This window comes from Shewanella sp. 10N.286.51.B7, from assembly GCF_002873615.1.
In the GTDB taxonomy this organism is placed as follows: Bacteria; Pseudomonadota; Gammaproteobacteria; order Enterobacterales; family Shewanellaceae; genus Shewanella; species Shewanella electrodiphila.
On the sequence record NZ_MCUF01000018.1, the window covers coordinates 57,361 to 70,367 of the forward strand.

At 39.3% G+C, this 13,007-nt stretch carries 13 protein-coding genes; 6 read left to right on the forward strand and 7 right to left on the reverse strand.

What is annotated here, in order from left to right:
• Positions 1-226: 226 nt before the first annotated feature.
• Complete coding sequence (locus tag BCU84_RS02825) at positions 227-922, forward strand: hypothetical protein (protein WP_102526588.1); 696 nt, start codon at positions 227-229, stop codon at positions 920-922.
• A gap of 161 nt (positions 923-1,083) precedes the next feature.
• Here the strand turns inward: BCU84_RS02825 and BCU84_RS02830 are convergent, their stop codons facing one another.
• From BCU84_RS02830 to BCU84_RS02850, 5 genes are all read right to left on the reverse strand, one after another.
• Positions 1,084-2,703, reverse strand: a complete 1,620-nt coding sequence (locus BCU84_RS02830) for a HAMP domain-containing methyl-accepting chemotaxis protein (RefSeq protein WP_102526589.1) — start codon at positions 2,701-2,703, stop codon at positions 1,084-1,086.
• 200 nt (positions 2,704-2,903) lie between these two features.
• The gene (locus BCU84_RS02835) at positions 2,904-4,013 is read right to left on the reverse strand and encodes a membrane-associated sensor domain-containing protein (protein WP_102526590.1); all 1,110 of its coding nucleotides are present in this window, start codon (positions 4,011-4,013) and stop codon (positions 2,904-2,906) included.
• A gap of 215 nt (positions 4,014-4,228) precedes the next feature.
• A complete protein-coding gene (gene ahpF / locus BCU84_RS02840) occupies positions 4,229-5,806 on the reverse strand; it encodes an alkyl hydroperoxide reductase subunit F (protein ID WP_102526591.1) in 1,578 nt (525 codons plus the stop codon).
• 231 nt (positions 5,807-6,037) lie between these two features.
• Entirely contained in the window at positions 6,038-6,607 is a 570-nt protein-coding gene (gene ahpC / locus BCU84_RS02845; RefSeq protein WP_102526592.1) for an alkyl hydroperoxide reductase subunit C, read from the reverse strand.
• A gap of 307 nt (positions 6,608-6,914) precedes the next feature.
• Positions 6,915-7,658, reverse strand: a complete 744-nt coding sequence (locus BCU84_RS02850) for a fused MFS/spermidine synthase (protein WP_102526593.1) — start codon at positions 7,656-7,658, stop codon at positions 6,915-6,917.
• Between the two features lie 162 nt (positions 7,659-7,820).
• Here BCU84_RS02850 and BCU84_RS02855 point away from each other — a divergent pair, with 162 nt between their 5' ends.
• The gene (locus BCU84_RS02855) at positions 7,821-8,417 is read left to right on the forward strand and encodes a mechanosensitive ion channel family protein (protein WP_102526594.1); all 597 of its coding nucleotides are present in this window, start codon (positions 7,821-7,823) and stop codon (positions 8,415-8,417) included.
• A 148-nt stretch (positions 8,418-8,565) separates the two neighbouring features.
• Here the strand turns inward: BCU84_RS02855 and BCU84_RS02860 are convergent, their stop codons facing one another.
• Both BCU84_RS02860 and BCU84_RS02865 read right to left on the reverse strand, forming a co-directional pair.
• The gene (locus BCU84_RS02860; protein ID WP_102526595.1) at positions 8,566-9,303 is read right to left on the reverse strand and encodes a dienelactone hydrolase family protein; all 738 of its coding nucleotides are present in this window, start codon (positions 9,301-9,303) and stop codon (positions 8,566-8,568) included.
• A 76-nt stretch (positions 9,304-9,379) separates the two neighbouring features.
• The gene (locus BCU84_RS02865; RefSeq protein ID WP_102526596.1) at positions 9,380-10,369 is read right to left on the reverse strand and encodes a 2-hydroxyacid dehydrogenase; all 990 of its coding nucleotides are present in this window, start codon (positions 10,367-10,369) and stop codon (positions 9,380-9,382) included.
• A 187-nt stretch (positions 10,370-10,556) separates the two neighbouring features.
• Here BCU84_RS02865 and BCU84_RS02870 point away from each other — a divergent pair, with 187 nt between their 5' ends.
• From BCU84_RS02870 to asnC, 4 genes are all read left to right on the forward strand, one after another.
• Positions 10,557-10,976, forward strand: a complete 420-nt coding sequence (locus BCU84_RS02870; RefSeq protein ID WP_102526597.1) for a hypothetical protein — start codon at positions 10,557-10,559, stop codon at positions 10,974-10,976.
• A gap of 36 nt (positions 10,977-11,012) precedes the next feature.
• A complete protein-coding gene (locus tag BCU84_RS02875) occupies positions 11,013-11,303 on the forward strand; it encodes a hypothetical protein (protein ID WP_102526598.1) in 291 nt (96 codons plus the stop codon).
• A gap of 186 nt (positions 11,304-11,489) precedes the next feature.
• Positions 11,490-12,167, forward strand: a complete 678-nt coding sequence (rluA, locus tag BCU84_RS02880; RefSeq protein ID WP_102526664.1) for a bifunctional tRNA pseudouridine(32) synthase/23S rRNA pseudouridine(746) synthase RluA — start codon at positions 11,490-11,492, stop codon at positions 12,165-12,167.
• 155 nt (positions 12,168-12,322) lie between these two features.
• Positions 12,323-12,784 carry a transcriptional regulator AsnC gene (gene asnC / locus BCU84_RS02885; RefSeq protein ID WP_055022683.1) on the forward strand — a complete coding sequence of 154 codons (462 nt, stop codon included), beginning with the start codon at positions 12,323-12,325 and terminating at the stop codon, positions 12,782-12,784.
• The last annotated feature ends 223 nt before the right edge of the window (positions 12,785-13,007 follow it).

Below are 13,007 nucleotides of genomic sequence, written 5' to 3' on the forward strand. Positions count from 1 at the left end.
ATAAGTTAAATCAAAGCGATGAATGAAGCAATTTCGCCGATTATAATGTTTGAGATAATACGCTAACAAGACGAAAAGTGGCGCCTAACAAAGCAGCAAACAGTGATGTTTAATTCATTTATTCCTAATGGAATAAGCGATATTCCAAATAGCGCAACCAGCTTTGATAGAATGGGGGATATTTATCTCTGTACATTGCTCACCAATCAATAGGTTTCCCTTTCGTATGGCAAAATCTCATTTACTCACATCATTTTCAATTTTGTGTACGCTACCTGCTTCTTTGCTAGCTAGCGCTGACGAAAAGCACCATGAAGATCCGACTAAAATTGTCACTAAAGCGGGTGTCGGCTACAACGATCAATTTACCTTTTCGGGATCTATTGGCCTTGATGCTACGCGAATGGTAAACGCACGCATTAATGATGATGGCAGTGAATGGCGCATTGGCGGTTCTTGGTTATTTGATTTTGGTATTGTGAACTTTAACTTTAATCGCAATGAATACGACAATGATGCGAGCTCTAACGGTTATAGTGTGGGTACATTTATTCCATTGAGTTATTTCGGTTTTACCCCTGGTGGCTGGCAAATATTTCCTATGGCCGGCTACAACTATACCGATGGCGACATTGCCGAAGAAGACGTTATAGATGATAACGGCTTTATTTTAGTTCCTAAAACCAGCCATGGTGCATATCTTGGCGCTTTTGCGATGAAGCCTCTCGGAGAAAGTTGGACCTTAATGGCATTTGGCGGTGGCGCTGCCGGTAGTGACAGTTATTCTAGCTATTGGGCTGGCGGCGGTGCGAGTTATAAAATTAATCAGCAGCAATCATTTAACTTTTATGGCTTTATCTCTGAGAGTGACTACGGAAAAACCAATAAAATCGGGATTTCTTATACTTATCAATTTGAGTAAAATGTTTTCTGAGGTTTTGTTTACTTTTATCTCAAAACCTATGATCAAAAAAGCCACCTGACGGTGGCTTTTTAGTGACTGTTTTTTGCTACTATTTTTAAAGGCTGTTTTTTATGACTAATTTTTAGTAACTGTGAATTTATCCTACTGCTTATATTTCGTTAGAGCTTAAACTGAGAGGTCGCACTTTGAAGCTCGTCAGAGAAACCTAATAAGCCTTCTGATACATCTTGTACTTCAGCAAGGATATCTAAAGTTTGAACAAATGAAGCATTCATTTCAACCACGTTATGACTCACTTGCGCCGCAACCGCTGATTGCTGTTCTGTCGCCGCCGCAATATGGGTGTTCATGGTATTAATACTGACAATCTGTTCTTGAATTGACTTAAGCACATCGCCAGTTTCACGGGCATGTTTCTCATTATCTGATGCTTTACCAATAGCGACATCCATGGTGCTAACCGAAGATTCAGCCGCTACTTTTAAACGCGATAGCACTTCGCGAATCTCTTTAGTTGCATCAGCAGTTTTCGACGCTAATGCGCGGACTTCATCAGCAACAACCGCGAAGCCGCGCCCCTGCTCACCCGCTCTTGCTGCTTCAATAGCAGCGTTCAATGCTAAAAGGTTAGTTTGTTCGGCAATTGAGGTAATGACATTCAAAATTGAATTAACGCTTTCGGTATCTTTGGCTAATTCATTTATCGAGTCTGAAGCCACTTCAATTTCAGCATTAAGCTCTTGAGAGATATTAATTGTACTGGCCACCACAGCTAAACCGTTTGTCGCTTCTTGCTCTGCGCTATCTGCAGCTTCCGCTGCCTGTTGAGCGCTTTGGGAAATTTCATTAACAGAAATACCCATTTCTTCCATTGAGTGTTGCACTGCTTTTGCATCTAAGCTTTGTTTTTCTGTGGCTTGCGTGGCTGTTCCCATACGCTCTTTTAAAGACTCTGCGCTTTGCAGTAATGGCGCTGTCACACTGACGACTTGTTGAATCGCATCAGCAAGAAGACGTAAGAAACGATTGAAGTTAGAAGATACCTGCCCTAGTTCATCACGACCAGTGACATCTAACTGATGGCGCAAATCACCTTTACCGTCAGCTAATTCACCCAAAGAGTTAGCTAGATTACCTGCTGAACCACTTAATGATTTTGCGATTGATATAGTCGCAATAGCCATAATTAATAACAGCACTAAGCCAATTGATAATGTCAGTGCCAAGCTGCTTTCAGAACGACTAACTGACTCTTGAATGGTGTTATTAAATTCAGATACTTTATCGGTTTTATATTGCTGAACACCATTGATAAGCTTGTCGTAAACTTGAGTTTTATTGGCAATAATTTCGCCGACTTTACTCATATCAAGGGTGTTATCTATCATCCCCTTAGCAAGATCATAGGTTATGTCATTATATTGGGAGAGTTCTCGATTCAGTGTTGATAATCGTGAAGCTTGTTCATTATCAAGCCCTGTTAAGCTATTAATGTTCTTCTTTAATGATTCAAAGGTCTTGTTAGCATTATCAATCAGGTCTTCATCGGCAAAAGACACAGCCTGAGTATAAAGCTCATCAAGTCTTTGCACATATATTACGTTTTGATTGGCGAGTTCAACTCGTTGAGAAACCTTATCTTGCATGAAGGTCATCGTATCGTTGTTTTTATTAATTGCTACGATACTGATCGTTAAATTAACAGCGAAAATAATCACTGATAATACAAAAATTAAACCGATTTTTTTAAAAATAGACATATTGCTAAACCAATTCATTTATTGCCCCCAAAGCACTAAAAAAGTAAATTTATGACTTAACAAAGTCATTCAAATTGACTACAACACATTGAATTTAAATTAGTAAATTGTGTAATAGTGATTATGTGATGTAACGACAAAGAATAAAGAAAACAAGCAACTGTTGACTATGGAATTGTTACAATTGTATATATCGGCTTTACAGAGTAAATCTAAAGCTAATGAGCAATATTATTTCTTGAACTGTCTTTAACTTCATACAGTTTATCGTCGGCATGCTTAACTAATCGCTCAAGTGTCATGCCCGAATGCCATTGGACGACGCCTTGAGATAGGGTCACAAACTCACTTGCTAATGAATCAGGATGTTTAAACGCCATTTGGCTTAATTGTATTTTGATATTGTTAGCGACATCTATCGCACCAGAAAGGTCTGTTTCAGGTAATAAAACGATAAACTCTTCGCCACCATAACGGGCGCAAACGTCTCTTGGTCTTTTAATTTGTTTGGTCAATAACTTAGCCAGTTCGACTAAACATTCGTCACCTCGTTGGTGACCTAGATAGTCGTTGAGTTTTTTAAAGTAATCGATATCCATTAAGATAATCGACAGAGGTAAGCCCGTGCGTTCAGAGTGTTGAATTTCTTTATTCAACATTGAGTCAAAATGGCGTCGATTACTCAGCTTGGTTAAGCTATCCGTTAGTGCCAACTGATTTAATTCGCTTACCAAACGCTGATTCTCAACATCTTTAAACACCGCTTTTCTGAACCACTTTTCTACTACTTGTTGACCAGAAATAATCACAGCAAAAAAGCTCAGCATTTTAATCACTGGAATAAATAAGTCGATAGAAAAGAAAAAGACTCTCGCAATCACTAAATAAGCACCAATAATTAATACTGGGACAATCAGTAATCCTCGTGACGGGAATAACGCCACCACAAAAGAAATTAAAATCAAGTGGATCAATGACTCAACGGTTGTTTGAGCAGACAATGCTTGAAATAAAAACAAATTACACACTAATACCCAACAGAGAACCAAGGCGAAAATGAAGGCATAAAATCTTTTGTAATTATTTACTTGAAGGTTTTCTGATAATGCGAAATTGTGAATAAGACCGAACAGTGAAATTAACGTAATTGGAATGAGGCTGAGTGAAGTAAAAACGATGTCTTTATCTGGATTATTGATGACAATAGAAACAAAAATCACAATAGTTAGAATGAATGATAAAACACTAAGCCATCGGCAACTTTTTGCTAAGTATTGTTGCGTCTCTATATGCAACTGGAATTCAAAAGTTGGTGTCTTAGTTTGCATGTATCTGATTATTTTTTGAGTTATTATGATTTGATTATAGCTATTTTTTAATCACTTGCGACATTAAGTGTAAGATTAAACACTGATTTTAAATTGAGAGTTTTTACAAACCCAAAAACAGCAACTCCTTGCAGCATTTTATCAGCCGAATTAACTCACAGACATAAAAAAAGCTAACCTAAGTTAGCTTTTAACATTTCCAAAATTTGATTTATTTAAGCAGCGATTTCAGCTGCTTTAGTCTGCTCATCTTCACTGTGTCGAATAAGGTAATCGAATGCACCAAGTGAAGCTGTTGCTCCGCTGCCCATCGCAATAATAATTTGCTTATACGCTGAGTTAGTCACATCACCAGCAGCAAACACACCAGGTATTGAAGTTTGACCCTTGCCATCGACGATGATTTCTCCGCGACCAGTCAATTCCACAGTATCTGTTAGCCATTCTGTGTTAGGCACTAAACCTATTTGTACAAAAATACCCGCTAGCTCAACATCATGTGATTGATTCGTTTTGCGGTCGGTATATTTAAGACCCGTTACACGTTTACCGTCACCTATAACTTCGGTAGTCATAGCCTGAGTGATGATATCGATATTACCCATAGAGTGGGCTTTACGTTGCAGCACTTCATCTGCACGCAATGTGGTATCAAACTCAAGAACAGTAACGTGCTCAACGATATTGGCTAAATCAATCGCAGCTTCAATACCTGAATTGCCGCCGCCAATCACCGCGACACGTTTTCCTTTAAACAGTGGACCATCACAATGTGGACAATACGCAACACCGCTACCACGATATTCTTGTTCGCCAGGTACGTTCATTTCGCGCCAGCGAGCTCCGGTTGCTAATAATACTGTTTTACTTGATAACTTAGCGCCACTTTCAAGCTCTAATTCAAATAAGCCGCCGTCTTTTAAAGACAATGCACGCTGATTATCCATAATATCAACGTCATAATCTTTTACGTGTGCTTCTAAATTAGCAACCAACTTGGGTCCTTCTGTCTTTGAAACAGAAATAAAGTTTTCAATACCGACAGTTTCAGCCACTTGGCCGCCAAATTTATCAGCGACAATACCCGTTCGAAGTCCTTTACGTGCTGCATAAATTGCCGCAGATGCACCCGCTGGGCCGCCGCCGACGACAAGCACATCAAAAGCTTCTTTATTGTTAATCTGTTCGGCTTTTCTTGCTACAGCATTAACATCAAGTTTATTTAATATTTCTACTACGCTAATGGCGCCTACCGAGAATGGTTCGCCATTCATGTATACCGTTGGTACCGACATGATATTGCGCTCATTGATCTCATCTTGAAACAAAGCACCGTCAATCATCACATTGGTAATATTTGGATTAATTGCCGCCATCATATTTAATGCCTGAACAACTTCAGGACACGTTTGGCAGCTCAGCGAAACGTAGGTTTCGAAATGAAATTCACCAGGTAAGGATTTAACTTGCTCAATCACTTCATCGGCAAGCTTAATCGGATGACCACCAGAGTGAAGCAATGCAAGCACTAATGAAGTGAACTCATGTCCCATAGGCAAACCAGCAAAAGTAATATTAGTGTTTAGCTGCGGGTTAATAATACTCATGGATGGGGTTCTTGAACCCGTTTTTTCCGTCAAACTCACTAAGTCAGATAGTCCTGCGACATCTGTAGCAAGTGACAATAATTCTTGAGATTTTGGGCTAGCGTCTGCTGACACGACAAGTTCAACTGGGCGCTTGAGGTTTTGCAGATAGGTGTTCAGTTGATTTTTAATATTCGTATCTAACATACGTGTGCTCCTAAAAAGTAAATAAGTTGAGCAAAAAAATGTGTCAATCTCAGTAACTCCAACAAGGTGATGAAACTTGTTTGAGCCAAGGGGGCCTAAGATTGACAGGAGATGATTTGGAACAATGGAGATAATCTAATTGAAACCGTTTTATCAAATATTAGCTCACTCATGATGATGAGATGAGCAAGCCAATGCTGATAATATTTTACGCTTAGATTTTAGTGACTTTTAGATTTTACCTACTAAGTCAATTGATGGAGCAAGTGTTTCTTCACCTGGCTGCCATGCTGCTGGACATACTTCACCATCGTGAGTTGCAACGTACTGAGCTGCTTGAATTTTACGAACTAACTCAGATGCGCTACGACCAATACCTAGGTCATGAATTTCAGCAACTTTAACTTCACCTTCTGGGTTCATTACGAAAGTACCGCGAAGTGCTAGGCCATCTTCTTCAATCATTACACCGAAGTTACGAGTGATTGCGCCTGTTGGGTCACCAATCATTGGGTAGTTGATTTTGCCGATTGTGTCAGAGCTTGCATGCCATGCTTTGTGAGTGAAATGAGTGTCAGTTGATACTGAGTAAACTTCAACGCCCATTTCTTGTAATTTAGCGTAATGGTCTGCCATGTCGCCTAACTCAGTAGGACATACAAATGTGAAATCCGCAGGGTAGAAGAAAACAACTGACCACTTGCCTAGCAGGTCTTGCTCAGACACAGGAACAAATTCGCCATTGTGAAATGCTGTTGCTGAGAATGGCTTGATAGTTGAATTGATGATTGATTGAGTCATTGTATTGCTCCGTAAATTTAATTAAGTGTTTAGCTGTATCCGTTTGATGGGATAGATAATAGCGACAACTCAGAATTAAATATAACGGATAAAAACTATCACCTTAATCGGTTTTTCAGAATAACGATAAAGTTAGGGTAAGTGTTATCGGATTTTCCGATGACCAATTTCAACAGTCTAAATAATGAGGATTAAAACAAGCACTAATGAAACAAGCACTCATCAAACAAGCACTTATCATACAAGAGTAACGGACTAACAATCACATCATTAATCACTATCACTCAAGTTTCATATTCTAAAACCTTTATTCCCATTGAGTGAAACGAGTCAGTGAACGCCCTACAGGGTAATCAAGTTGCTGTGACAATTGCTGTAGCTGCTGTTTGTTACTTGCGGCGCTGAATGAGTGAGGTTGTTTACTGGCATAAATCACCCAGTTACCCCCGCCTGTTAGGGTTGCATACACATTCGCAAACTGCTGCGATAGTGTTTGCTTTAACAGCTCGCTTTTACTGTGCTCTTTCCAACAATTTAATACCAAAAAGCCATCAGCTTTAAGGCCTTTATGGCAATGCTCTATAAACTCCTTGGTTAACTGCTTTTCATCAACACCTTGTTCGATATACATGTCTGCAAAAATGATGTCTGCTCGCTTATGATCGCCTTTAGCGAGAAATTCACCACCATCTTGATGAACAAGATTAAGCTTTTTGCCAATTGGTAATTGAAAATAACGTTTAGAAATATCAATCACATCTTGTCGAAGCTCCACAGCAGTGAGCTTAATCCCCGCATCAAAACGCCTTAAAGCATGCACCAACCCACCGCCCCCTAGCCCTAGAATAATTGCACTTTTAGGTGTTGAGAAAAGTAATACCGCTAGCATTGCCTGAATATAAGTATGCTGAGGAACATGAGGCTTAGCTTTAAGAATTTTGCTTTGTTCGTCATTATCACCAAAGGATAAAATACGGTAGTCGTTATCTTCTAATACGAATATTGGGCCGATCTCATCGTTGCACTGGTGTAACTGCTGGTAATCTAACATTTAACTGACTCTAGTGATCCGACTGTAAATTTTCTTATATTCAACATGACGAATTTGATTGCAAGCTGGACAGTTTACAGGATAAATTCTAACTCTCATCGTCTGAGTTCAAACTTAACAAGAACAATCTGAAATCTAGCCCCAAAAGAGTAAATAAAACCTATGACGACCCAAATATTAATTAGTTGTATTTGCTTAGCGGTGTTTTTCTTTGTGCAACATCAATTAAAGCAAATCATCACTAAGCAATCAGAGAAGAAGCAAATAAATGAGGTCAGAACCCGACTTGTCACTCGGCTCTTATCATATTTATTATTTTTCATTACGGCATCGATTATGGCGGTGTCATTAGGGCTAGGCTATCAAGAAGTTTCCCTATTTGTATCATCAGCTTTTGCTGTGCTTGGGGTCGCTTTGTTCGCTCAATGGTCAATTTTGAGCAACATCACTGCTGGAGTGTTGATATTTTTTGCGTGTCCTTACCGTATTGGCGAAAAAATTAGGATCGTTGATAAAGATGAAGATATGACGGGTATTATTGTCGAGATAAGCTTATTTCATGTCATTTTAAAACGAGATAAGGGGGACTTAATGACGTACCCCAATAGCTTAATGTTGCAAAAAGCGGTGATAAAACTGCCTCATACGAATTCAAAGGCTGGTAACGAGCACCAACCTAAAAAAGATGTTACTCAAGTAGCGGGTAACAATGTCGAAGCCTCAACTGTCAGCGAAACAGAAAACAATACCGTAAGCTAATCAATTTTCGACAAGTCAGACTTGCCGTATTCAAGTGCACAAGGCCAAATTTATGAGTTCAAGTTTATGAGCTTAAGTTTAAGAGTTTAAGAGTTTAAGAGTTTCAGTTTCAGTTTATGAGCCCAAATTAATGGGCTCTATTCATCGGTTAGCTTAATACTCTTTGAAAAAATGCCACCGCTTGCAAATACATTTGAACTGCTAGCGCCGCATCATAGCGTTCGCCCTCGTCACGCATAAAGGCGTGTTGGGCATTCACTTCTTGCCAACTAAAGTTGATTTGCTCTTGCTCCAACTTTTGATAAATCAATTTACGTCCTTCACTGGATACGTGAGGATCTTGTTTACCAAAAATCATTACTAACTCACCAGCGATGTCGCCAGTTCGTGTCAATGAATCATTGCCTTGCTCGCAAGGTAACGTATTTGAATGAATATCCGTTGGGTATAAACAAAATGCGCCACTGATATCGGCATTAAGCGCTGCACGATAGGCTAAATGGCCACCAATGCAAACGCCCATTACACCAACCTGACTGGTGCAATATGCCTGACTACGGGCAAACTCCACCATTGCTTCAGTATCACTGTCATGATGCTCTAGCGGTTTAGCAAATTTATCTGCATTACCTTTGTCTTTTCCAGCATCATCATATTCCAGCACAGTTCCAATTGGGTTTAGCTCATGAAACACTTCAGGCACCATAACAACAAAGCCATGGCCAGCTAAAATTGCAGCGCTTCTAGCAATCGGGGCTGTTTGCTGAAAAATTTCCGAGTAGAAAATAATCGTTGAATACTGGCCTGACTCGTCTGGACGATAAACATACGTGCGCATCACGCCAGTTGCCGTTGCTATATCATGCACTTCTTTGGTAATGATCATAATCCCTCTTTAATTTTAATCCTTTCACAGTAAGTAAAATGGCTATTCTAGAGCCTGTTTACGATATTAAACCAGCTTAATTGAGTTCATTATCTGAATGGTGACTCGTCAATAAATCAGTGATATTTTTCAAGGTCGTATAGGCAATGGCATTAAGTGCTTCATCAGTTAAGAAAGCTTGGTGACCAGTAAAAATAACGTTGTGACTGGCAGACAAAATTCTGAACACATCATCCTTAATAATTTCATTTGATTTATCTTGGAAAAATAGCTCTTTTTCATTTTCATATACGTCTAACCCTAGCGAGCCTAACTGACCCACCTTTAATGCTTCCATGGCATCAATCGCATTTAATAAGCCACCACGACTGGTATTGATAACCATGACGCCTGGTTTCATTTTATTAAAGCTATTTTGGCTCAATAGATGGTGATTATCTTCTGTTAGTGGGCAGTGCAAGCTTATGATGTCGCACTGTGGATACAGTTCATCAAGGCTGATGTATTCAACGCCTAAACCTTTAACGACTTCACTTGGATAAGGATCGTATGCAACAACTTTACAGCCAAAACCAAGCAAGATTTTGATAGTGGCGATACCAATTTTCCCGGTACCAATAACGCCAACTGTTTTGCCATGCATGTTGAAACCGACCAAACCTGACAAGGCAAAATTAGCATCTCGAGTGCGTTGGTAAGCTTTATGAATTTTACGGTTTAAAGTTAGCATGATGGCAATGGTGTGTTCGGCGACAGATTCAGGCGAGTATGCAGGGACATTAACAACCGTGATGCCTAATCGTTTAGCAGCATCTAAATCGACATTGTTAAAGCCAGCACAACGCATGGCAATAATTTTAGTGCCACCTTTGGCCAGCTCAACTAAGACTTCTTCACATAAAGAATCATTGACGAAAGCGCATACCACTTCAAAACCATCTGCTAATTTGGCATTTTGCATACAGAGTCGATAATCAAAGTATTCAATCTTGGCGCCAAAGTCTTTATTCATCGCATCAAAATGTTGAATATCATAATTTTTTGCGCTGAAGAATCCGATTTTCATTTAACAGTCCTTAGTCAACAAGCTCAGGGGCTTGTCTTAACACACCGATTAACAATTCACGGTGTTATTTTTATAAAATGTCATCTAGCTAGCATACCAATAATTTAGATTTTGCTATAGATCGCTATTCATTCAAGATGAATTTGCTAAGCTGTTACCTCATTAACATCTCAATTATGTGTAATTCATGTCTAAAAAGCAGCATCAAGAAGTTTCTGAATTCCAATTTTGGCTACAACGCTTAGGCAAAACCAGCTTAAGAGCCTTACATATTGTCGGCATTGTCGGTGCTGGCGGTGGACTATTACTGGGAATAGAGCAAAGTCTTTGGATCAATTACTGGATTTTAGCCATGACTAGCGGCGTGGCATTATTTGCTTGGGAAGTGATTAGAGATTGGCGCTGGTTAATTCAATTGAAAGGCGTGTTAACGATCTTCAAAGTTTTATTGCTGGGTTTATTTATTCCAATGGCAGATTGGAAGCCTGAAATAACAATTTTTATCGTGCTGTTATCGGTCGTAGTATCCCATGGTCCTGCTGGATTACGTCATTATTCTGTGGTCCATAGAAAAGTAATACATGGCAAAAAGGAAATTAAAGGTTAATCTAGTATTATCTTTTGTTATTTTTAAGGTAATAGGATGTTTCCTTATCCGGAGCAATATCGTTTAGCAGCCCCACCGTTAACTACAAGTTTCATGGTGTTTTGGGCACTACTAAGCCACAGTATTTTTGCTGATGCCAGCCCGTTTGCACTTTATCCTTTATTGTCCCTGTTCCCACTGGTACTCATTGGGCATGTGTATTTGATTTGGAATGCACAAGGGATGTCTCGACTTGACCAAAGTTTTTACGCACTAGTCCATGTCCCGCTGGCATTTGTTGTCTGGACCTTTACCATTATGCACGTCAATGGCAACGCATTTTCATAAGTGTTTTTGGATAAGCGACTTATAATAAAAGTTAAGTGGACAACGATTTTTATAAACCTTGAGCGGTATAACTAAAACGTTGGCGTCAAAGCACGCTAGGGCGTGCAAGCAGTATCATTCATAGATTGCTTGCACTTACTTAAGCTGAAAGGTATCTTTGCCGCGCATTCTTGTAAAGGGCTTACCATGGCAGACTTCATCTACACTCCCCCTACCGATCCTTGGCTCGATATTATCCATGAGGATAAAGATATTATTGTGCTCAATAAGCCTTCAGGACTCTTGTCTATACCTGGACGTGATGCCCAATACCACGACAGCATTTATAGCCGTGTATTAGAAAAGCACCCCAATGCTCAAATCGTACATCGACTGGATATGGCAACATCTGGTGTCATTGTAGTGGCACTGCGTCGTAACGCTGAACGAGAATTAAAGCGCCAATTTAGAGACAGAGAAACAGCTAAAACTTATTATGCCAGAGTGGCAGGCCACCTTAATCCTGAAATAAAACAAGTCGATTACCCGCTTATCTGCGATTGGCCTAACCGGCCTAAACAAAAAGTTGATCATAAGCTCGGCAAACCTTCTTTAACTCATGTCGAAATAATCAATTATGCTAAGCAGTCAACGCTGGTAAAGTTAACCCCTATTACTGGGCGTTCTCATCAACTACGCGTTCATATGTTGGCATTGGGTCATGTGATCCTAGGCGATGGCTTTTATGCCGACCCATTAGCAAAACGTTTATCTGAACGACTATTGCTGCACGCCGCAGAGCTCACCATTCATCATCCATATAGCCAACAGAAAATGACATTCAATGCTGAAGTGCCCTTTATTCATCCCGTTGGATTGCAATAATACTAAGTTTACTCCAGCCCTTTTCTTGATAACTGCAGTCATTAACCTCAACAGTTTACGTTATGCATAAATTGTTCATGAGAACTTTTTGATAGCCATTGTTCATTATTCATCGTAAATTAATGCCTAATTATAATTTAATTAGGCATTTTACTATGGAAACTCCATTTCAAAGAGATCAGCTAGACAATCAAATTCTTGAAGCATTAATGGAAGAAGCGCGAACCCCCTTTGCAGAGCTCGCTAAACGTTTTGCAGTAAGTGCCGGTACGATTCATGTTCGCGTTGAAAAAATGAAACAAGCAGGCATTATCACAGGTGCAAGGATAACAGTGGATCCTAAAGCTTTAGGCTATGACGTTTGTTGTTTTATTGGCATCAATTTAAAAAGCGCAGGGGATTATCCTGCTGCTATATCAAAGTTAAATGCATTAGAGGAAGTTGTTGAAGCATATTATACCACTGGTAATTACAGTGTTTTTGTAAAGGTAATGTGCCAATCTATCGACGGATTACAGCACGTTTTAATCAATCGCATCCAATCTATTGATGAAATTCAATCAACAGAAACCTTAATTAGCCTACAAAACCCCATTGTTAGAGGTGTTAAGCCTTAGTGTATTTTATTCTTGCCTATAACCAGCTTAATTGAGGTATACCTCTAAAGTAATAATTATAATTTACGATAAATTTATTAATTTGTAACAACTTTGATTACCTTTGTTAATTATTTGTGTTAAAAAGTCATTGAGTGCATCGAAGAATGCACCAAACGCATTAATGTAAAAACATAATAAACAGCATTGCCACCGACCTAGTCTCTACCCTACAAATGCTTGG

Coding starts and splice junctions, on each gene's coding strand:
- BCU84_RS02825 (WP_102526588.1), top strand. CDS start 227: ATGGCAAAATCTCATTTACTCACATCATTTTCAATTTTGTGTACGCTA.
- BCU84_RS02830 (WP_102526589.1), bottom strand. CDS start 2,703: ATGAATTGGTTTAGCAATATGTCTATTTTTAAAAAAATCGGTTTAATT.
- BCU84_RS02835 (WP_102526590.1), bottom strand. CDS start 4,013: ATGCAAACTAAGACACCAACTTTTGAATTCCAGTTGCATATAGAGACG.
- ahpF (WP_102526591.1), bottom strand. CDS start 5,806: ATGTTAGATACGAATATTAAAAATCAACTGAACACCTATCTGCAAAAC.
- ahpC (WP_102526592.1), bottom strand. CDS start 6,607: ATGACTCAATCAATCATCAATTCAACTATCAAGCCATTCTCAGCAACA.
- BCU84_RS02850 (WP_102526593.1), bottom strand. CDS start 7,658: ATGTTAGATTACCAGCAGTTACACCAGTGCAACGATGAGATCGGCCCA.
- BCU84_RS02855 (WP_102526594.1), top strand. CDS start 7,821: ATGACGACCCAAATATTAATTAGTTGTATTTGCTTAGCGGTGTTTTTC.
- BCU84_RS02860 (WP_102526595.1), bottom strand. CDS start 9,303: ATGATCATTACCAAAGAAGTGCATGATATAGCAACGGCAACTGGCGTG.
- BCU84_RS02865 (WP_102526596.1), bottom strand. CDS start 10,369: ATGAAAATCGGATTCTTCAGCGCAAAAAATTATGATATTCAACATTTT.
- BCU84_RS02870 (WP_102526597.1), top strand. CDS start 10,557: ATGTCTAAAAAGCAGCATCAAGAAGTTTCTGAATTCCAATTTTGGCTA.
- BCU84_RS02875 (WP_102526598.1), top strand. CDS start 11,013: ATGTTTCCTTATCCGGAGCAATATCGTTTAGCAGCCCCACCGTTAACT.
- rluA (WP_102526664.1), top strand. CDS start 11,490: ATGGCAGACTTCATCTACACTCCCCCTACCGATCCTTGGCTCGATATT.
- asnC (WP_055022683.1), top strand. CDS start 12,323: ATGGAAACTCCATTTCAAAGAGATCAGCTAGACAATCAAATTCTTGAA.